The sequence below is a fragment of the Streptomyces sp. SYSU D01066-1 genome (assembly GCF_054956795.1).
Window position 1 is genome coordinate 26,879 of record NZ_JBUDHV010000011.1, and the last position, 19,813, is coordinate 46,691.

The 19,813-nt window shown below is 73.9% G+C and carries 17 protein-coding genes and 2 pseudogenes; 5 read left to right on the top strand and 14 right to left on the bottom strand.

What is annotated here, in order from left to right:
* Positions 1–93: 93 nt before the first annotated feature.
* Both ACY1JF_RS13475 and ACY1JF_RS13480 read right to left on the bottom strand, forming a co-directional pair.
* A pseudogene (locus ACY1JF_RS13475) lies at positions 94–266 on the bottom strand (IS5/IS1182 family transposase); the annotation flags it as partial.
* Positions 257–374: pseudogene (locus ACY1JF_RS13480) on the bottom strand (homocysteine S-methyltransferase); the annotation flags it as partial. The pseudogenes ACY1JF_RS13480 and ACY1JF_RS13475, both read right to left, overlap by 10 nt.
* A gap of 264 nt (positions 375–638) precedes the next feature.
* On the opposite strand from ACY1JF_RS13480, the gene ACY1JF_RS13485 reads away from it, so the two are divergent.
* On the top strand, positions 639–1,130 hold the full coding sequence (locus ACY1JF_RS13485; RefSeq protein ID WP_462705314.1) for a DUF2243 domain-containing protein: 492 nt from the start codon (positions 639–641) through the stop codon (positions 1,128–1,130).
* A gap of 44 nt (positions 1,131–1,174) precedes the next feature.
* The gene (locus ACY1JF_RS13490) at positions 1,175–2,209 is read left to right on the top strand and encodes a cytochrome c oxidase assembly protein (RefSeq protein WP_462705315.1); all 1,035 of its coding nucleotides are present in this window, start codon (positions 1,175–1,177) and stop codon (positions 2,207–2,209) included.
* Here the strand turns inward: ACY1JF_RS13490 and ACY1JF_RS13495 are convergent.
* From ACY1JF_RS13495 to ACY1JF_RS13515, 5 genes are all read right to left on the bottom strand, one after another.
* Positions 2,181–2,882, bottom strand: coding sequence for a GNAT family N-acetyltransferase (locus tag ACY1JF_RS13495; protein ID WP_462705316.1), 702 nt, complete (start codon positions 2,880–2,882; stop codon positions 2,181–2,183). The genes ACY1JF_RS13490 and ACY1JF_RS13495 overlap by 29 nt on opposite strands.
* Before the next feature lie 577 nt (positions 2,883–3,459).
* The gene (locus tag ACY1JF_RS13500) at positions 3,460–4,674 is read right to left on the bottom strand and encodes a phospholipase D-like domain-containing protein (RefSeq protein WP_462705318.1); all 1,215 of its coding nucleotides are present in this window, start codon (positions 4,672–4,674) and stop codon (positions 3,460–3,462) included.
* Positions 4,675–4,703: 29 nt separating this feature from the next.
* Positions 4,704–5,201: a hemerythrin domain-containing protein gene (locus tag ACY1JF_RS13505; RefSeq protein WP_462705319.1), complete on the bottom strand. Its 498-nt coding sequence runs from the start codon at positions 5,199–5,201 to the stop codon at positions 4,704–4,706.
* 106 nt (positions 5,202–5,307) lie between these two features.
* Positions 5,308–5,682, bottom strand: a complete 375-nt coding sequence (locus tag ACY1JF_RS13510; protein ID WP_462705320.1) for an ATP-binding protein — start codon at positions 5,680–5,682, stop codon at positions 5,308–5,310.
* Positions 5,683–5,759: 77 nt separating this feature from the next.
* The gene (locus ACY1JF_RS13515; RefSeq protein ID WP_462705458.1) at positions 5,760–6,002 is read right to left on the bottom strand and encodes a DUF6411 family protein; all 243 of its coding nucleotides are present in this window, start codon (positions 6,000–6,002) and stop codon (positions 5,760–5,762) included.
* 305 nt (positions 6,003–6,307) lie between these two features.
* On the opposite strand from ACY1JF_RS13515, the gene ACY1JF_RS13520 reads away from it, so the two are divergent.
* A complete protein-coding gene (locus ACY1JF_RS13520; protein WP_462705321.1) occupies positions 6,308–7,249 on the top strand; it encodes an oxygenase MpaB family protein in 942 nt (313 codons plus the stop codon).
* Positions 7,246–8,751 (top strand): aldehyde dehydrogenase family protein, encoded by a 1,506-nt coding sequence (locus ACY1JF_RS13525; protein WP_462705322.1) that lies wholly within the window; start codon positions 7,246–7,248, stop codon positions 8,749–8,751. The genes ACY1JF_RS13520 and ACY1JF_RS13525 overlap by 4 nt, the downstream gene beginning before the upstream one ends.
* Before the next feature lie 55 nt (positions 8,752–8,806).
* Here ACY1JF_RS13525 and ACY1JF_RS13530 read toward each other — a convergent pair whose 3' ends face one another.
* On the bottom strand, positions 8,807–9,433 hold the full coding sequence (locus ACY1JF_RS13530; protein ID WP_462705323.1) for a TetR/AcrR family transcriptional regulator: 627 nt from the start codon (positions 9,431–9,433) through the stop codon (positions 8,807–8,809).
* A gap of 135 nt (positions 9,434–9,568) precedes the next feature.
* On the opposite strand from ACY1JF_RS13530, the gene ACY1JF_RS13535 reads away from it, so the two are divergent.
* The gene (locus tag ACY1JF_RS13535; RefSeq protein WP_462705324.1) at positions 9,569–10,708 is read left to right on the top strand and encodes an acyl-CoA dehydrogenase family protein; all 1,140 of its coding nucleotides are present in this window, start codon (positions 9,569–9,571) and stop codon (positions 10,706–10,708) included.
* A gap of 83 nt (positions 10,709–10,791) precedes the next feature.
* On the opposite strand, the gene ACY1JF_RS13540 is transcribed toward ACY1JF_RS13535, so the two are convergent.
* From ACY1JF_RS13540 to ACY1JF_RS13565, 6 genes are all read right to left on the bottom strand, one after another.
* Positions 10,792–12,642 (bottom strand): AMP-dependent synthetase/ligase, encoded by a 1,851-nt coding sequence (locus ACY1JF_RS13540; RefSeq protein WP_462705325.1) that lies wholly within the window; start codon positions 12,640–12,642, stop codon positions 10,792–10,794.
* 111 nt (positions 12,643–12,753) lie between these two features.
* Positions 12,754–14,931: a 3-hydroxyacyl-CoA dehydrogenase NAD-binding domain-containing protein gene (locus ACY1JF_RS13545; protein WP_462705326.1), complete on the bottom strand. Its 2,178-nt coding sequence runs from the start codon at positions 14,929–14,931 to the stop codon at positions 12,754–12,756.
* Between the two features lie 56 nt (positions 14,932–14,987).
* Positions 14,988–16,202 carry an acetyl-CoA C-acetyltransferase gene (locus ACY1JF_RS13550; RefSeq protein WP_462705327.1) on the bottom strand — a complete coding sequence of 405 codons (1,215 nt, stop codon included), beginning with the start codon at positions 16,200–16,202 and terminating at the stop codon, positions 14,988–14,990.
* 28 nt (positions 16,203–16,230) lie between these two features.
* Positions 16,231–17,379 (bottom strand): acyl-CoA dehydrogenase family protein, encoded by a 1,149-nt coding sequence (locus ACY1JF_RS13555; protein WP_462705328.1) that lies wholly within the window; start codon positions 17,377–17,379, stop codon positions 16,231–16,233.
* Positions 17,376–18,401: an LLM class F420-dependent oxidoreductase gene (locus ACY1JF_RS13560; RefSeq protein ID WP_462705329.1), complete on the bottom strand. Its 1,026-nt coding sequence runs from the start codon at positions 18,399–18,401 to the stop codon at positions 17,376–17,378. Before ACY1JF_RS13560 ends, ACY1JF_RS13555 begins: the two co-directional genes overlap by 4 nt.
* A complete protein-coding gene (locus tag ACY1JF_RS13565) occupies positions 18,401–19,555 on the bottom strand; it encodes a CaiB/BaiF CoA transferase family protein (protein ID WP_462705330.1) in 1,155 nt (384 codons plus the stop codon). Before ACY1JF_RS13565 ends, ACY1JF_RS13560 begins: the two co-directional genes overlap by 1 nt.
* Between the last annotated feature and the right edge of the window lie 258 nt (positions 19,556–19,813).

The following is a 19,813-nucleotide window of genomic DNA, read 5'->3' on the forward strand; positions in this document are numbered from 1 at the left end:
GGCCCTTCCCGAACCATCTGGGAAGGGCCACGCCGCGCTCTGCAATGAAGCCGCTCAGCCGGCAGCCTTCCGAGCTAGGCGGTTTCGTTTGGATCATCGGGCGGACCAGAGGAAGATGCCTGCGATGTGGAGTGCGGCGAGGTAGACGGCCGCGGTCTTCTCGTAGCGGGTGGCGATGCCGCGCCACTGTTCGAGGCGGTTGATGCACCGCTCGACGGTTCGCGTTGCTTGTGTGCCTCACGGTCGAAGGCCGGTGGTCTGCCGCCGGTCCAAACGCCTCCTCCAGGGGCTGACCCGCACGGGTGCGGTCGCCCGCAACGGTGTACGACAGCCAGGTCGGCACCCCCGAGGCCCCACACCGCCCGCGGCGACGCCGGCCCCTCCTCGGTGTCGGCCGGCACGAGCAGGGCACCGATGGCACCGATCGGGTGTGGTCGGCGGCGCGGTGGGTGCGGACCCGGTGACGAGCCCCTGCCCCAGTGCGCGCGTCGTCGTGCCGCCGCGGGTACCCGGCGGCCGGCGCCGTGATCCCCGTCGCCCGGCGGCCCTCACTCCGATGCGGTGACCGGCGGGCTCGTATCCGGTGCGACGGGTAGGCGTACGGAGCAGCAGACGTGTCCGTGTCAGGAGGCAGAGTCATGAGCGCATCGGGCCACCCGCCCGCGGTCCCCGGAGCGCGGCCCGAGCCGCGCGGGTCGATGGTGGTGTGCGGGGTGATCGGGGCAGCGGTGATGGCCGCGGTCGACGAGATCGTCTTCCACCAGGTCCTGGGCTGGCACCACTTCTACGACCGTTCCACTCCCGGCGTCGGGCTGCTCTCGGACGGGCTGCTGCACACCGCCGAGCTGCTGGCCCTGGTCGCGGGATTCTTCCTCTTCGCCGATCTGCGCCGCCGCCGCGCCCTGGCCCCGGCCCACGCCTGGGCCGGCTTCTTCCTGGGCCTGGGCGTCTTCCAGCTGTACGACGGGATCGTGGACCACAAACTGCTGCGCCTGCACCAGATCCGTTACGGCGTGGACGTCACGCCCTACGACTGGGCGTGGAACCTGGGCGGACTGGTGCTGCTGCTGACCGGCGTGGGGCTGGCCGTCCGCGCGGCCCGCCGTGGCCGGGCCCCGGCGGCATCGTGATGCTCGCGCACGTCCATCCCGGGGCGGGGACGGGCCCTGGCCCGGTGGGGTCGCTCACCGCGGTGGCCTCGCTGTCGGCGGCCATCGTCTATGTGGCGGCCGCGTCCCGGCTGCGGCGCCGCGGGGACGCCTGGCCCTGGTGGCGCGACGCGTCGTTCTCGGCCGGGAGCGCCGGCCTGGCCTGGGCGGTGGCGGGCTCGCTGCCGGGCGGTGCGTTCACCGCCCACATGGTCCAGCACCTGATCATCGGCATGGCGGCTCCCCTCCTGATCGTCCTCGCCCGCCCTCTTGCCCTGGCCCTGCGGTCCCTGGCCCCCGGAACCGCGCGGCGGGGGCTGCTGGCGCTGGCCCACTCCCGTGCCGCGGGCTGGCTCGTCTTCCCTCCGGCGGCGGCCCTGCTCGACGTCGGAGGGCTGTGGCTGCTGTACCGGACCGGGATGTTCGCCGGCACGCGGCACCATGTGTGGCCGCACGCGGTGGTCCACGCCCATGTCCTGGCGGCGGGGCTGCTGTTCACCTTCGCGGTCTGTCAGCTCGACCCGGTACGCCGCCGCTGGAGCCTGACTGTGCGCGGGGCGACCCTGCTGGCCGCCGGTGCCGCGCACGCCGTGCTCGCCAAGTCCCTGTACGCGGTCGAGCCGCCCGGCACCGCCTTCGCGGCAGCCGACCTGCACACCGGCGCCCAAGTCATGTACTACGGCGGTGACCTGGTCGAAGCCGCCCTCGCCGTCGTGCTGGCCGCCTCCTGGTACCGGGCCACCGGCCGTGTCCGGGCCGCACGCGGCCGGATGGAGGCGAGGCGAAGCGGCGGGCGGAGGGGGTGGCGGCCGGACACCGACGCCCGTGGCGGGACTGCGGCGCGGTCGGCGCCGGACGATCGCGGCCGGCCCGCGGGCACCGCTTTGAGCAGGCGGCCGAGCCCGTGGCCCGCCACGGCGCCGAGCCCGTCGACGGGTGCGGTCGGCACCGCCGTACAGCGGGAGCGCTCCGCTCCCGGCCTCGTCGAGGCGGCCCGGGCCGCCGCTTCGGGCGGACCGCCGGCGCGGAACGTCACGGAGCGCGGAAGCCCCGGAAGGTGACCGCCCTGCGGGTTTTGAAGCCGAGCCGCTCGTACAGGGCGATCGCGCCGGTGTTCGCCTCGGCCACATGCAGGAAGGGGCGGTCACCACGCGCCGTGATGCGGGCGGCGAGCGCGCTGACGAGACGGGCGGCGTGGCCTTGCCCGCGTGCCTCGGGAGCGGTGCAGACAGCGCTGATCTCGGTCCACCCCGGAGGGCACAGGCGTTCCCCGGCCATCGCCACCAGGGTGCCGTCGACCCGGACACCCAGGTAAGTGCCGAGCTCGCGGGTGCGCGGCCAGAACGGCCCCGGCTCGGTCCGCGCGACGAGATCCAGCATCTCCGGCACGCTGTCCGCGCCCAGCTCGACCACCTCGGTGCCGGACTCCGGGCCCGGTGGGCCGGGGCGGCCGTCACCGGGCCGGATCATCTGACGGCCCTCGAGGCTGAAGACCGGCTCCCAGCTCGGCGGGGGAACGGCCGGGCAGTCGAACATGTCGGCGAAGCCGCCCGGACCGAGCAACCTGGCGAGATCTGCCCAGTCCCCCTCGTCCGGGTCGGCGGGCACGGCGGAGAACGTCGCCACGCCGGTGAGGTAGGTGGCCGCCCGGCCCAGACGCCGGGCCAGGTGCGCGTGCCGGCCGTCGAGTGACCGGCCCACCGGAGCGTCCAGTACCGAGTCGTCGTTCACCATGATGCGGTTCCTGTTCCTGTTCCGGGAGCGCGGTGGGCGAGTGGACGGGGCCGGGGCCGGGCCGGTCGGCGCCCTTCGCGTTCTCCCCCGTACGGCGGCCGGGTGCGGCCGGTGGTGGCCGACGAGGGAGCCGCCGGCGGGGGCGAGCGGAGACCACGGTATACGCGGTGGCGGACGCGGCCGGAAGGGTGGTCCGCCAACGCCTGCGCGGGCGCGGGTGCCGCGGCCACGACGGCCCGTCGCTCCGGGACGGGAGGCGTGGCGGAAGGCACACGGGAATCACTCGGGCCGACCGGCCGGGGCGGACGAAAACGCCGTGCCCCCGAAGGAGCGAACGCGACGGGCGGGCGGGGTACGGCGAGACCGCCCCGGCCCGATCGGCGCGAGGCGGCCTTCCGCGGTCCCCGGCCGGACCTCGGCGGGGCGGTGGCGGAGGCCGGGGACGCCGGTCGCGAACGGGGAAGCGGCGCACCGGCCGGTCACCTCGTGGACGGCCGGGCGGACCGGATACGGCCCGGTCGTCCCCGCTGCCGGCGGCTTTTGCCGGGCGCGGTCGTCGTCTTTGGCGGGCGGGGCGTCACAGATAGCGGCGGATGGGCTGGACCGCGTACTCGCGGGCGCGTTGCAGGAGGTTGCGTCTTCTCCAGCGGCCGGGCCGCATCAACCGGCTCGCCTCCGTGTCGGCGTCGAAGTGGGCGTCGAGGGTCGCGGTGAACTCCTCGTCCAGGACGGCGAGCATGACTTCCTCGTCGTGGGCGAGGGAGCGCCGGTTGAAGTTGGTCGAACCGACGAGGGCCGCCGTGCGGTCCACGGTGATGACCTTGGTGTGCAGCATCGTCGGCTGGTACTGGTAGAGCCTGACCCCGCAGGCGAGCAGATCCTCGTAGAAGTGCTGTCCGGCCAGCTGGCAGACCCGCTTGTCGGTGTGCGGGCCGGGCAGCAGGATCTCCACCTCGACGCCGCGCCGCGCGGCGGCGCACAGCAGTTCGATGAAGTAGGCGTCCGGGGCGAAGTAGGCGGTGGCCAGCCGGAACCGCTCCTCGGCCGACTCGATCATCACCCGCATCAGGGTCTGCATGTCCTGCCAGCCCAAACTGGCCGAACCGCGCACCACCTGCACCACCGCGCCGCCCTGCGGGCGGTGGCCGGTGAACCGGTCGCGCTCGTCGAACAGTTCGTCGTGGCACTCGGCCCAGTTCTGCGCGAACGCCGCCGCGACGCCGTCCACGGCCGGCCCGCGCACCCGCACGTGGGTGTCGCGCCACTCGCCCGGGCCGCGGGCGTCACCGCACCACTCCTCGGCTATGCCCACGCCGCCGGTGAAGGCGGTCCGTTCGTCCACGACCAGCACCTTGCGGTGGCAGCGGTGATTCTGCTTGAGGGGCGACAGGTACAGCGGCTTGCGGAACCAGGCCACCTGCACGCCCGACCGGCGCATCTCCTCCAGCAGGTCCTTCTCGATCAGCCGGCTGCCGAAGCCGTCCAGCAGCAGGCGCACCCTGACTCCGTCCCGGGCCCGTTCCGCCAGCGCGTGCGCGAACTCGCGGGCTATGGCGCCCTTCCAGTACACGAAGGTCATCATGTCCACCGTGTGCTCGGCGGACCGGATGGCGTCGAGCATGGCGGGGAAGATCTCGTCGCCGTTGCGCAGGGCGACCAGTTCGTTCCCCTCGGTGGCCGCGATGCCGATCAGCCGCTCCAGCCGACGCCGTATCCGCACGGCCCGCTCACCGCCGGACCCGCCGTCCCGCGCGCCGTCCGCGGTATCCGGTGTCTGCTGGATGCTGGTCATTCTTCCTTCGCCTTCCGGGCCGGGAGGGGTCAGTCGTCGGCGGCGGCCACCAGCGCGCGCACGTTCTCGACGCTGCCGCAGCCGGATTCCAGATACCGCGCGCGTGCCTCCAGGAACTTCTGCCCCAGTTCGGCGCGGCGGTCCGTACCGACGTTCTCCCGGGCGTCGTTGAGGAGGGTGCGTTCTTCCTCGTCCGCGTGGTGGTTGACCGCCGTGACCAGCTCTTCGAGCCCCTCGTCCCACGCGTCGGACGCGGTGTCCTCCACCTCCAGCAGCGACAACAGCGCCTCGTTGGCCTCGTGGTGCTCGTGCACGCTGTGGTCGACGTCCTCGCCGTCGACGTTCTTGTACCGCCGCAGCGCCGGGTAGACCTCGTCCTCCTCGGCCGAGGCGTGGGCGATGAGCAGATCCGCGAACTCCTTCAGGGCGGCGGCACGGTCGGCCTCGGCATTGCGCATGACGCGGAAGAGGTCCTCCATGCGGCGGTGGTCCCGCAGGATGAGCTCGACGACATCGGTGGACGGCACAGGGACTCCCTGACTTCGTGGACTTCGTGGACTTCGTGTGACGGTGTTCCGGACTCGCGGATACCCGGGTTTTCGCCGACGAGACGTACCGGCCGGTGCGTGCGGGTCAGCGGGACTCGGCCGTGGGGGCGGAGGGGCAGAAGCAGACCGTGACGGCCTTGCCGTGGGGGCAGGGGCGCGCTTCCCAGTCGTCGGCCAGGGCGTCGACGAGGAACATGCCGCGCCCGCCGAGGCCGTCGCGGCTGGGCTCGCGGGGGGTGGGCAGGGCGGTGTCGTCGTCGTGCACGGTGATGTGCAGACACCGGCCGTCCCAGGTCATCACGAGGCGGGCCGTGGAGTGGGCGTGCAGGTGGGCGTTGGTGACCAGTTCGGAGACGGTCAGCAGCACGTCGTCCACCGTCTGGGAGCGGGCGCGCGTCCACCCGAGGTTCTCCAGGTGTTCGCGCGCCCAGTCGCGCGCCGCCTTCGGTCCGGTGTTCATCGGGAGGGAGCGTGCCCAGCCCACCGCCCGCACTGACGACTCGTCCACTGAGGATCCTCTCTGTGCGCGGGTGCGGGTCAGAACGGCATGTGGCCACGGGCCCGACGGCCCGCCGACCCACTGCGGCCGACGGCCTTGGAGCTGCTGCGGAAGGGCTTGCTGAGCGCGCGGCCGAGAACGCCGGGAGCCTTGCCACCGGTCCGTGACCCGGCACCGAGCGTGCGCTGGGTGCCGCGCTGCGGGTGGTGGGACAGGCGCGGCAGGAGGAAGGCGAGAACGGCGAGGGCGACGCACACGGCGACTATGCCGACGATCATCATGGTGGAACTCCTCACTCTGAGATGTGACTTCCGCGTGCCCTGCGAAGGCGGAGCCATGCCGCAGGGGGGAGTTGTGCCGGACGCGGGGCGGCCGGCCAGAGCGCGCCCCCTCGTCCCGGCGGCGCCCCCCTCGTCCCGGCGGCGTGCCCCCGTCCCGGCGGCGCGGGCGTCCGTCCTGTGCGGAGTCTTGACGCCCCATGAAACAACTCAATAGTTTCAGTATCATCGACTCACAGGGGCGACTCACAGGGTCGACCCACAGGGGGGGCTCCCCAGGGACGGACCCTCATGAGGAGGGATCACTCATGGGCCGCTACAGCCGGCTCCGCCGCATCCGGCAGATGGACCCGCAGCGGGACTTCGAGCGGATCTACCGGTGGATCACCCGGTACGAGTTCCCCCGCGACTACCTGCACGGGACGTCGATCGCGTTCCTGCGCGACTACGGCGTCCCGCGCATCTCCCGGCTCCTGGACCGCACCCAGGAGTTCGAGCGCGCCGGTCAGAAACGGTACGACGACACGGTGCTGATCGCGTACGAGATGGTCCGCGAGGGGCTGGACTCCGAGCACGGCCGGGCGGCCGCCCACCTGCTGAACCGCATCCACGGCCGTTACCGGATCCTCGACGAGGACTTCCTCTACGTCCTGGCCACCACGGTGGTGGGGCCGAAGCGGTGGATCGACCGGTTCGGCTGGCGGCGCCTGTCCCGGCAGGAGACCGAGAGCCTGGCGCTGGTGGGCCGGCGGATGGGGGAGATGATGGGCCTGTCCGGCGTGCCCGGCACCTACGCCGCGTTCGAGCGGCTCCACGACGACTACGAACGGGAGATGTTCGCCTACGACCCCGCCAACCGCAGGGTCGCCGCGGCCACCCTGCGGGTGCTGGCCTCCTGGTATCCGGCCCCGGTGCGGCGGCCGGTCTCCCGGGTCCTGCTCGCCCTCCTGGACGAACCGCTGCTGGAGGCGCTCGGCTTCCGCCCCGAGCCGCGCCTGCTGCGGGCCGCCGTCCACCGCGCCTTCCGCGCCAGGGCCGCGCTGATCCGCCTGCTGCCCGGGCGGCCGGAGTGGTTCCCGTACACGTTCAAGGCCCGCTCCTACCCCTTCGGCTGGACCCTGGACGACCTGGGCCCGCACTGGGCGCACTCCCGTCCCCCGGCCCCGCCCGGGGACGGGGCGCCGCCGCAACGGGACTCCGCCCCGGCGCGGTCGTCCGCTCCCCCCGCTCCCCGTCAGGAGAACCGATGACCGACACCGCCTCCGCCGCCGCACCGGGCGTCGCGACCTTCACCACGCGCTCCCCGGCCACCGGCGAGCCGATCGCCGAACACCCGGCGCACGGGCCGCGAGAGGTCGCCCGCGCCGTGGCCCGGGCCCGGACCCTCCAGGCCGGCTGGGCGGCGCTGCCCGCGTCCCGGCGCCGTGACCACCTGCTGCGCTGGAAGAAGGCCCTCGCCACCGACCTGGAGACCGTGGCCCGCACCATCGCCGAGGAGACCGGCAAGCCGGCCGGCGACGCCGCGCTGGAGGTCGTCCTCACCCTGGAGCACCTGGGCTGGGCCGCCCGCAACGCCGGACGCGTGCTGCGTCGGCGGAAGGCGGGCACCGGGCTGTTCGCCGTCCACCAGCGGGCCTCGCTGGTGCACCGGCCGATGGGCGTGGTCGGCGTGATCGGCCCCTGGAACTACCCCCTCTACACCCCGATGGGCTCCATCGGGTACGCCCTGGCCGCGGGGAACGCCGTGGTCTTCAAGCCGTCCGAGCTGACCCCGGGCACCGGGGTGCTGCTGGCCGGGCTGTTCGACGCCGCCGTCCCCGGGCACGCCGGGCTGCTCACCACCGTCACCGGCGCGGCGCCCACCGGGGACGCCCTGGCCCGGTCCGGGGTCGACAAGCTGGCGTTCACCGGCTCGCCGGCGACGGCCCGCGAGGTGATGGCGGTGTGCGCCGAGACGCTGACGCCGTTCCTCGCCGAGTGCGGCGGGAAGGACGCGGTGATCGTCACCGCCGACGCCGACCTGGACGCCGCCGCCGACGCGATCGTGTGGGGCGCGATGGGCAACGCGGGGCAGACCTGCGCCGGGGTGGAGCGCGTCTACGCGGTCCGGCCGGTCCACGCGGAGCTGTGCGAGCGGGTGGCCGAGCGGGCGCGGGCGCTGCGCCCGGGCGCCGGGGCGGACGCCGACTACGGCCCGATGACGCTGCCGGGGCAGGTCGCGGTCGTCGAGCGGCAGGTGACCGGCGCGGTCGCGGCGGGCGCGCGGGCCCTGCTGGGCGGGCCCGAGTCGGTTCGCGCCCCCTACGTCGCGCCGGTCGTGCTGACCGGTGTACCGGAGGACGCGGCGGCGATGACGGACGAGACCTTCGGGCCGGTCGTGGCGATCAACCCGGTGGCCGACGTGGACGAGGCGGTGGAACGGGCCAACGCCTCGCGGTACGCCCTGGGGGCCGCGGTGTTCTGCCGGAGCGGCCGTACCGGCGCGGCGATCGCGGCGCGGCTGCGCGCGGGGGCGGTGTCGGTCAACTCGGTGCTGGGCTTCGCGGCGGTACCGGCGCTGCCGTTCGGCGGTTCGGGGGACTCCGGCTTCGGACGGATCCATGGCGCGGAGGGGCTGCGCGCGTTCACCGCCGTGCAGTCGGTGACGGTGCGGCGGTTCGCCCCGCCGGTCGCGCTGACCTCCTTCGCGGTCCCGGCCGCCACGCGGGAGCGCGCGGTGCGGCTGGCCCGGGCACTGCACCGGCGCCGCTGAACGGCCGGACGGCACCGGGCCGGCCGGGCCCCGGGGACGGGTGCGGTCCGGCCGTTCAGGCGTCCAGCAACGGGGCCAGGTAGCGGCGGGCGAAGGCCCGGGCCTGGTCCTCGTCCTCCATCTCGATGCAGCTGGCGGGGTTGAGCAGGAAGGACACGGCGACCCGCACCATCAGCTCGGCGACCGGGCGCGGGTCCTCGTCGGGGCGGCCCTCGGCCTGCTGCGCGCGGCGCAGATGGGCCGTCAGGTACTCGACGGTGGCGGTGAGCGAGGAACTGCCCTGCACGGTCAGATAGGGCAGCACCACCTCGGGTTCGAGGCGCAGCAGGCCGCCGAAGAGCGGATGGGCGCGGGTGTGGCGCAGGGCGGCCACGAAGCCCTCGACGACCCGCTCCCTCATGGTCGGCAGCGCGGCCACCGCCGAGTCCAGCTCCTGGAAGAAGCGGCCGAGTTCGCGCAGCAGGGTGTCCTCGACCAGCTTGTCCTTGGTCTGGAAGCGCCGGTAGACGGTGACCCGGGAGACGCCGGCCCGCTTGGCGACGTCGTCCACCGAGGAACGGCGCAGCCCCAGCAGGCTGAACTGCTCCAGGGCCGCGTCGAGGATCCGCCGCGCCGTCCGGTCCTCCGGCTCCGGCTGGGCGAGGGCCCGGGCGAGCCAGGAGTCGTTCGTGTCAGTTCTCATGGTGCTCCCCACGATACCGGCGAACGGCTCCCCGAGAGATGGTGAAACAAGTAGCATATCTTTGTAACTCAGATTTTCGTGGCTCAGACCTCTGTAACCCAGATCTTCGTGACTCACCGGATCCCGGAGGACCTGATGGGCAGTCGACTCACCGAGGAACAGTCCGCTTTCGCCGCGGCCGTGCGCGACTTCGCCAAGCGCGAGTGCGGCACCCGGGAACAGCGCGACGCGCTGACCGGAGGCGGCCGGGAGGCCCACCACCCCGGGCTGTACGGACGCCTCGCCGACCTGGGCTGGCTCGGGGTGTGCCTGCCCGAGGAGTACGGGGGAGCCGGCGGCGGGCTGGCCGACGCCTGCCTCTTCCTGGAGGAGACCTCGTACGGCATGGTCCCGTGCGGGGGGTTCGTCACCACCGTCATCACCGCGAAGGCGTACGAGAGGTTCGGCACCGAGCGGCAGCGGCGGGAGGTGCTGACCGGCGCCGCGCGCGGCGACGTCCTGGCCATCGCCATGTCGGAGCCGGGGGCCGGGTCGGACGTCGGCGCGCTGCGCTGCCGGGCCCGGCGGGAGCGGGACGGCACGTGGGTGATCGACGGGCAGAAGACCTGGATCTCCAACGCCCACTGCGCCAGGAGCATCCTGCTGGTGGCCCGCACCGGCGAGGACAAGCACGGCGGTCTGACCATGTTCCACCTGCCCGCCGACGCCCCGGGCGTGTCGGTGCGGGGCATCGAGACCATGCGCGGCCGGGAGGTCAACGACGTCTTCCTCACCGGCGTACGGCTGCCCGCGGACGCCGTCGTCGGCCAGGTCGGCCACGGCTGGCGGCAGTTGATGGCCGGCCTGAACCACGAGCGGCTCTTCCTGGCCGCGAACATGCTGGGCCTGGCACGCCGCGCCTTCGACGACGCCCTCGCCCACGTCCGTGAACGCGAGCAGTTCGGGCGGCCCGTCGGCTCCTTCCAGGCGCTCAGGCACCGGATCGCCGATCTCGCCACCGAGATCGAGTGCACCCGGCTGCTGGTGCGCGAGGTGGCCCTGGACTGCGACGCCCGGCCGGACCGGCCCTTCCCGCGCGAGTCGTCCATGGCCAAGCTGAAGGCCACCGAGACCGCCAAGCGGGCCGCCCTGGAGGGCATGCAGATGATGGGCGGCTACGGCTACACCACGGAGTTCGACATGGAGCGCCACCTGCGGGCCGCGGTCGTCTCCACGGTCTACGGCGGGACCAGCGAGATCCAGCGGGACGTCATCGGCAAGACCTACGGTCTCTGAGCCGGCCCGGTGCGGGCGACGGCCGCCCGCTCCGGAGGACGCGGGCGGCCGTCGCCGTACCGGAGCACGGGAGTGCGGGAGGGTCAGTCCCGGTAGAGGCCGGACAGTTCGTCGGCGTACTTGTCCCGGATGACCCGGCGCCGCATCTTCAGCGACGGCGTCAGCTCGCCGGTCGCCGGACTCCACTCCCCGGCCAGCAGTTCGTACCGCTTGACCTGCTCGGTGCGGTTGAGGCGGGCGTTGGCGGCGGCCACCGCCCGGTCCACCTCCGCCCGGACGGCGGGGTGCCGTGCCAGCCCGGCCGCTCCCCCGTCCGCCCGGACACCGTTGGCCGCGGCCCAGGCGGGGGCGGTCTCCGCGTCGAGCACCAGCAGGGCGACGAGGTAGGAACGGTTGTCGCCGTGCACCATCGCCTGGCCGATCAGCGGGTGCTCCTTGAGGGCGTTCTCCACGAGGGCCGGCGAGACGTTCTTGCCGGTGGAGGTGATGATCAGCTCCTTCTTCCGGTCGGTGAGCCACAGGTAGCCGTCCTCGTCGATCCGGCCGATGTCGCCGGTGGCCAGCCAGCCGTCGGCGTCCAGGGCGGACCGCACCGAGCCGTCCGGCTGGAGGTAGCCGGAGAAGACGGAGGAACCCCGCACCAGGATCTCGCCGTCCTCGGCGACGCGGATCTCCACGGACTCCACCGGGCGCCCCACCGAGCCGAGCCGGAAGCCCGTCCTCGGGCTGTTGCTGGTGGCCACGCCGGCGGTCTCGGTCAGCCCCCAGGCGTCCATGACGACGACGCCGAAACCGGCCCAGAACCTCACCACGTCGACGGACATCGGTGCCGACGCGCTGGCCGACCAGGTCACCCGGTCCAGACCGCCCGCGGCCAGCAGGGGCCGCAGCACCTCCTCGCGGGCGCGGACGTAGCGCTCCTCGAGGGCGGCGGGCGGCTGCTCGCCCCGTTCGCGGTACCCGACGTGCTCGCGGGCGACCTCGCACGCCTGGTCGATGACCGCCCGCTGCTCGGCCGGCATCAGCGACAGGACGGCCCGCACGGCGGCGGACAGCTTCTCCCAGATCCTCGGCACGCCGAAGAACTGCGCGGGGCGCACCTTGCGCACCACCTCGCCGACACGCGTCGGGTCGGCGCAGAGGTAGACGTGCGAGGCCCGGTGGCAGGGCAGGTAGATGCCCAGCATCCGCTCGGCGATGTGGGCGAACGGCAGGTAGCAGATGTGCTCGACGTGCGGGGGCAGCTCCACCACGGCGTCCAGCGCCAGGGCGTTGGACATCACCTGGCGGTGGGTGAGGACGACGCCCTTGGGTTCGCCGGTGGTGCCGGAGGTGTAGACGACGGTCAGCGGGTCGTCGGGGCGGGCGGTGTCCAGTTCCCGGGCGAACCCCTGCGGCTCCGGCTCGCGGAGCAGGGCGGCGTACGGGACGTGGCCGCCCTCCGCCCCCGCCCCGGCCACCACCAGCCGCTCCAGCGGGGTGCCGGCGTCGGCCAGCAGCGGCTCCCACACGGCGGCCCGCGCCGCCCCCTCGACGACGGCGAGCCGGGCCCGGCAGTTGCGGGCGATGTGGGTGACCTGCTCGGGGGCCGCGGTGCCGTAGACACTCACCGGGACCGCGCCGAGGCGGACCAGCGCCAGGTCCGACAGCCAGTGTTCGGGCCGGTTGGACATCATCAGCAGCACGTGATCGCCACGGCCGACGCCGAGGGCCCGGTAGCCGGCGGCGAGGCTGCGGGTGCGCGCGTGGACCTCCGCCCAGCCGAGCGTCGTCCAGCCGCCGTCGCCGTCGCCGTCCGGGTCCGCCGGCTGCCAGGAGAGGCCCGGGAGCCCGGGGTGTTCGTCCGCGTTGCGGGCGAGCAGCTGCGGCAGGGTCCGGTCGGCCGGGTCGTCGGGCGGGCCGGCGGTGGTGCGGGGTACCGGTGCCGGTGTCATCGGGGCCTCCTTGCGGGTCGGAAGGGAACATCTGGGGAGACCGGGGCGCGAGAGGCCCCCGCTATGGGCCCGGGGGAGCCGGGCGGCGGGCGGTGCGGGCCTCGCGGCGGATCAGGCGTCGGTGAAGGTCTCGCCCCGCTCGGCCTTGCGCAGCAGCAGCTCGGGCGGGGCGAAGCGCTCGCCGTGCCGGCCGGCCAGTTCACGCGCGCGGGCCGTGAAGCCGGGCAGCCCGCCGTCGTAGCCGTTGACGTACTGCAGCACGCCGCCCGTCCACGGCGGGAAGCCGATGCCGAGCAGCGAGCCGATGTTGGCGTCGGCCACCGAGACCAGTACGCCCTCCTCCAGACAGCGCACCGACTCCAGCGCCTCGACGAAGAGCATCCGCTCCGCCGTCCCGGTCAGGTCGGCGGGCCGCTTCGCGGGATCCGTGAAGTGCTCCCGCAACCCCGGCCAGAGCCCGGCACGCCGGCCGCCGGCGTAGTCGTAGAAGCCCGCGCCGCCGGACCGTCCGGGGCGGCCGAACTCGTCGATCATGCGGTCGACCACCGCGTCCGCCGGGTGCGGCTGCCACGTGCCGCCCGACGCCTCGACCGCGCGGCGGGTCTCCTCGCGGATCCGGCGCGGGAGGGTGAGGGTCAGCTCGTCCATCAGGGCGAGGACCTTGGCCGGGTAACCGGCCTGGGCGGCGGCCTGCTCGACGGAGGCCGGGTCGATGCCCTCGCCGACCATGGCGACGCCCTCGTCGAGGAAGCGGCCGATGACCCGGGAGGTGAAGAAGCCGCGCGAGTCGTTGACCACGATCGGCGTCTTCCCGATCCGCCGCACCAGGTCGAAGGCGCGCGCGAGCGCCTCGTCGCCCGTCTTCTCGCCCTTGACGATCTCCACCAGCGGCATCCGGTCGACCGGCGAGAAGAAGTGCAGGCCGATGAAGTCCCCCGGGCGCTCCACCCCCTTGGCGAGGACGGTGATGGGCAGGGTGGAGGTGTTGGAGCACAGCAGGGCGTCCGGGGTGACGACCTCCTGGACCTCCTGGAACACCGTGTGCTTGAGGCCGGTGTCCTCGAACACCGCCTCGATCACCACGTCGCAGCCGGCCAGGTCCCGGACGTCGGCGGTCGGCGTGATCCGGGCCAGCAGGGCGTCGGCCTCTTCCCGCGTGGCGCGGCCACGAAAGACGGCGTCGGCGCACAGCTTCTCCGAGTGGCCCTTGCCCCGGGCCGCCGCCCGCGCCGACACGTCCTTCAGCACGACGTCGATCCCCGCCAGCGCGCAGGAGTGGGCGATGCCCGCGCCCATCATGCCCGCGCCGAGCACGGCCGCCCTGGTCACCGTGCGCGGCTCGACGCCCCGGGGGCGGCCGGCGCCGGAGTTCACGGCCTGGAGGTCGAAGAAGTACGCCTGGATCATGTTCTTGGTGATCTGACCGGTGACCAGTTCCGTCAGGTACCGGGCCTCCACCGCGAAGGCCGTGTCCACGTCGACCTGGGAGCTCTCCACGGCCGCGGCGAGGATGTTGCGCGGCGCCGGGCAGGGGGCGCCGCCCGTCTTCTTCTTCAGCGTCGCGGGGAGGGCGGGGAGCCGGGCGGCCAGCTCCGGGCCCGCCGGGGTGCCGCCGGGGATCCGGTACCCGGGGGCGTCCCAGGGCTGCGCGGAGACGGGGTGGGCGTCGACGAACGCCCGTGCCTTGGCGAGGAGTCCGTCCCGGTCGGCGGCGATCTCGTCGACCAGGCCGGCCTCCAGGGCGCGCGCCGGACCGTACCGGGTGCCCTCCAGGAGGACCTTCCGCAGGGCGTCCAGCACCCCGAACATGCGGACCGTGCGGGTCACTCCGCCGCCGCCGGGCAGCAGGCCCAGGGTGACCTCGGGAAGCCCGACGCGGGCGGCCGGGCGGTCCAGCACCACGCGGTGGTGACAGGCCAGGGCGATCTCGTAACCGCCGCCCAGCGCCGCGCCGTTGATCGCGGCGACGACCGGCCTGCCCAGTGTCTCCAGGACGCGCAGCGAGCGCTTGACCCGCATCCCGGCCTCGAAGGAGGCGCCGGCCGTCTCGGGGGTGACGGAGATCAGGTCGCGCAGGTCGCCGCCGGCGAAGAAGCTCTCCTTGGCGGAGGTGACGATGACGCCCCGGACGGTGTCGCGGCGTTCCGCGAGCCACGCCGCGACGGCGTCCAGCGAGTCGATGAACGCGGCGTTCATGGTGTTGACGGACTGGCCGGGGTCGTCGAGGACGAGGGTGACGACGCCGGTGTCGTCCTGCTCCCAGCGGATGGCGGTGGACTCGGTGCTCATGCGGGTGCGCTCCTGGTGATCCGTCGTTGATCCGTCGTTGATCCGTCGGGAAGGCCTCAGACGCGTTCGACGACCGTGGCGATGCCCATGCCGCCGCCCACGCACAGGGTGGCGAGGCCGTACCGCTCGTCCCGGCGCTCCAGTTCGTCCACGAGGGTGCCGAGGATCATCGCGCCGGTGGCGCCGAGGGGGTGGCCGAGCGCGATCGCGCCGCCGTTGACGTTGACCCGGTCCAGGCTCAGCCCCATGTCCTTGACGTAGCGCAGGACGACGGCGGCGAACGCCTCGTTGATCTCGACCAGGCCGATGTCGGCGATGGTCAGCCCGGCCTTGGCGAGCGCCTTGCGGGTGGCGGGGGCGGGCCCGGTGAGCATGATGGTGGGATCGGCCCCCGACACGGCGGCGGAGACGATCCGGGCGCGGGGGACGAGTCCGTGGCGCTCGCCGGCCGCGCGCGAGCCGATCGCGACGAGCGCGGCGCCGTCGACGATGCCGGAGGAGTTGCCCGCGTGGTGGACGTGGTCGATCCTCTCCACCCAGTGGTACTTCTGGAGCGCCACGGCGTCGAAGCCCGCCCGTTCGCCGACGTCCGCGAAGGACGGCTCGAGCTTCGCGAGGGAGTCGGCGGTGGTGCCGGGGCGCGGGTGCTCGTCGTGGTCGAGGACGACGAGGCCGTTGCGGTCCCGGACCGGGACGACGGAGCGGTCGAAACGCCCCTCCTTCCAGGCCGCGGCGGCCCGTTCCTGGGAGAGGGCCGCGTACGCGTCGACGTCGCGGCGGGAGAACCCCTCCAACGTGGCGATCAGGTCGGCGCCGATGCCCTGGGGGACGAATCCGGTGTCGTGGCTGGTGCGCGGGTCCTGGGCCCAGGCGCCGCCGTCACTGCCCATCGGGACCCGCGACATGGACTCCACACCGCCCGCCAGGACCAGCTCCTCCCAGCCCGAACGGATCTTGGCGGCGGCCATGTTGACGGCTTCCAGACCGGACGCGCAGAAGCGGTTCTCCTGCACGCCGGCCACTGTCTCCGGCAGCCCCGCCAGGACGGCGGCGGTGCGCGCGATGTCCGCGCCCTGGTCGCCCAGGGGGCTGACCACCCCGAGCACGATGTCGTCGACCCCCGCCGGGTCGAGGCCGGGGAAGCGGTCGCGGATCTCGTGGATCAGGCCGACGACCAGGTCGACGGGCTTGGTGCCGTGCAGGGCGCCGCCCGCCTTGCCGCGCCCGCGCGGGGTGCGGATCGCGTCGTACACGTACGCTTCGGTGCTCACCTCGGGTGCCTTCCTCGTCGGGGGGTGTTCAACGGAGCAGCGAACGGCCGATGATCTCCTTCATGACCTCGGTGGTGCCGCCGTAGATGGTCTGGACACGGCTGTCGAGGAAGGCCCGGGCCACCCGGTACTCGCTCATGTAGCCGTAGCCGCCGTGCAGTTGCAGACAGCGGTCGGTGATCCGCTTCTGCAGTTCGGTGGCCCACCACTTGGCCATCGAGGCCCGTACGGCGTCGAGCCGGCCCTCGCTGTGCCCGGCGACGCAGCGGTCCAGGAACGTGCGGGTGACCGCGGCCTCGGTGGCCATCTCGGCGATCTCGAAGCGGACGTGCTGGAGCGCGGCCAGCGGCTTCCCGAACGCCTCGCGCTCCTTCACGTACCGCACGGTGACGTCCAGGACCTCCTCGGCCGCGGCGGCGGCGCCGACCGCGATGGCCAGCCGCTCCTGGGCGAGGTTGCCCATGAGGTAGGTGAAGGCCCGGTTCTCCTCGCCCAGCAGGTTCTCCTTGGGCACGCGCACGTCGTCGAAGAACAACTCGGCGGTGTCCTGGGCCTTCTGGCCGATCTTGTCGAGGTTGCGGCCGTGCGCGAAGCCCGCCGTGCCGCGCTCGACGACGAGCAGGCTCTGCCCGCCGCTGCCGCCCTCGGGGGTGGTGCGGGCGACCACGACGACGAGGTCGGCGAGGATGCCGTTGGAGATGAAGGTCTTCGTGCCGTTGAGCAGGTAGTGGTCGCCCCGGTCGGCGGCGGTGGTGCGGATGCCCTGCAGGTCGGAGCCGGCCCCGGGTTCCGTCATGGCGATGGCGGTGACGAGGTCGCCGGTGACGAACCCGGGCAGCCAGCGCCGCTTCTGCTCCTCGGTGGTGAGCCGGGTCAGGTAGGGGCCGACGATGTCGTTGTGCAGGCTCAGGGCCAGCCCGGAGGCGCCGGCGCGGGCGAACTCCTCGATGAGGACGGCGCTGTACCGGAAGTCGTCGGTGCCGCCACCGCCGTACTCCTCGCCGACGGCCATGCCCAGCAGGCCCTGCCGGCCCGCCGAGCGCCACACCTCGCGGTCGACGACGCCTTCCTGCTCCCAGCGGTCGTGGTGCGGGGCCACCTCCTTGGCGAGGAAGGCCCGCACCGTTTCGCGGAACGCCTCGTGGTCGGGGCCGTACAGGTCTCGTCGCGGTGTCACAGCCAACTCCTCACGCGCTCGATCAGCCGGGCGGGGTCAGGACCGACGGGGGTGACGTCGAGCATGGTCACGCCCGCCTCGCGGAAGACCTCGACGCGGTCGCGGACGTAGCCCTCGGGGCCGGCCAGGCAGAGCCGCTCCAGCAGTTCGGCCGGTACGGCGGCCTCCGCGTCCTTCCCGCGGCCCGCGAGGTAGTGCTCCTGGATCGCGGCGGCGGCGGACCCGTAGCCGTAGGAGCAGATCAGGTCGTGGTAGAAGTTGCGGCCGGGCGCGCCCATGCCGCCGACGTAGAGGGCGACGGTGGGGCGCATCAGGTCGCGGACGGCCTCGGCGCCGTCACCGATGGCCAGCGGGCCGCCCGCCACGACCGCGAGCGGGCCGAGCGCCGGGTCGCGCGCCGCGGCGCCCTCGGCCAGGGACCGGCCCCAGACTTCGTCGGCGTGTTCGGGGACGTAGAGGAACGGCAGCCAGCCGTCGGCGGTCTCGGCGGTCATCCGGACGTTGCGCGGGCCGAGCGCGGCGACGTAGACGGGGACGGCGTCGCGGACCGGGTGGTTCAGCAGCTTCAGCGGCTTGCCGAGGGTGCCGCCCTTCTCGGGCGGCAGGGGCAGGTCGGTGATGCCGTGGTGCTCGATCACCTCGCGCCGCCAGATCCGCCGGGACAGCTCGATCACCTCGCGGGTGCGGCCCAGCGGGCGGTCGTAGCGGCGGCCGTGCCAGCCCTCGACGACCTGGGGCCCGGAGGCGCCGACGCCGAGGATCGCGCGTCCGCCGGTGAGGGCGTCGAGTCCGGCCGCGGTCTGGGCGATCAGCGCGGGGGTGCGCGAGTAGACGTTGAGGACGGCCGATCCGATCCGCATCCGCTCGGTCCTCGCGGCGAGGTATCCCATGATCGTCGGGGAGTCGAAGCCGTAGGCCTCGGCCACCCAGACGGCGTCGAGGCCCGCGGACTCCAGGGCGGCGGCGCGGTCCGCGGCCTCGCGCGGATCGCCGGCGTACGCCAGGGGTGAGGACAGCTCCATCAGCGGTGGTCCTCCAGCAGTTCGGGCACGTCCCAGTCGCGCGCCACGTCGGGGGTGTGGGCGCCGGGGACGGCGGGGGGCAGCCTGAGGGTGCCGGGGGTGGCGGAGAAGCGCGGGGCGGGGGCGGGCTGGGTGACGCCGTACGCCTCGGTGTAGGTGCCGCGGCCGGCCAGGTGCGGGTGTCCGGCCGCCTCGCGCAGCGAGAGCACGGGCGCGACGCAGGCGTCGGTGCCCTCGAAGACCGCCGTCCACTCCTCGCGGGTGGCGGTCTTGAACCGGGCGGTGAACCGGGCCCGCAGCTCGGGCCAGTTGCGCGGGTCGGCGCGGTCCGGCAGCTCCTCGCCGGCCAGGCCCAGCAGGGCGGTGAACACCGCGTAGAACCGCGGTTCCAGGGCGCCGACCGCCATCCAGCCGCCGTCGGCGGTCTCGTAGACGCCGTAGTGGGGGCAGCCGCCGTCGAGCAGGTTGCGGCCCCGGGCGTCCTGCCAGGTCCCCTCGGCGAGCATGCCCCAGAACAGGGCGGTGAGGTGCGCGGCGCCGTCCACGATCGCGGCGTCCACCACCTGGCCGCGGCCGGTGGCGCGGGCGGTGAGCAGCGCGGCCAGGACACCGGTGGTCAGGTAGAGGGAGCCGCCCGCGTAGTCGCCGAGCAGGTTGGCGGGGACGGCGGGCGGGCCGTCCGGCGGGCCGGCCATGCCCAGGACCCCCGCGGTGGCGATGTAGCCGATGTCGTGTCCGGCCAGGGGCGCGAGGGGGCCTCGCTGGCCCCAGCCGGTCATCCGGCCGTACACCAGCGCGGGGTTGACGGCCGCGCACTCCTCGGGGCCGACCCCGAGCCGCTCCGCGACCCCGGGCCGGTACCCCTCCAGCAGGACCTCGGCGCGCGCCGCCAGCGCCCGCACCGCCGGCGGTCCTGCGGGCGACTTGAGATCGACCAGTACGGAGCGCTTGTTGCGGTTGGTCACGTCGTGGGCGGGATCGCCGCCGGGCGGCGGGGCGCCGGGCCGGTCCACCCGCACCACGTCGGCGCCCAGGTCGGCGAGGAGCATGGCGGCGAACGGGCCGGGGCCGATCCCCGCCAGTTCGACCACGCGCACGCCGTCCAGCGGGCCCGCCACGCGGCGGCCGGGACGGCCGGGGGAGTCCTGGCTCATGGGTTCCTCTCTCGGAACGAGGCGGACGCACCGCCGTCGACCGGGGGCTTACTGAGCGTTCGCTAAAACGTAGGAGCGCGGCACCGGTCGGTCAACTCCCCGTGCGGCACCAGTTTTCGCGGAGGAGAAGCGGGGAAGTGACATCAGGACGGACTCAGGACGCTCTATTTTCCTGATCGGTCGCTAAGCTTCCGGAAGGAGGGTCGCCGGATACGACGGCCGTACGATGTCGCCGATCGTCGCCCGTCCCGAGGAGAG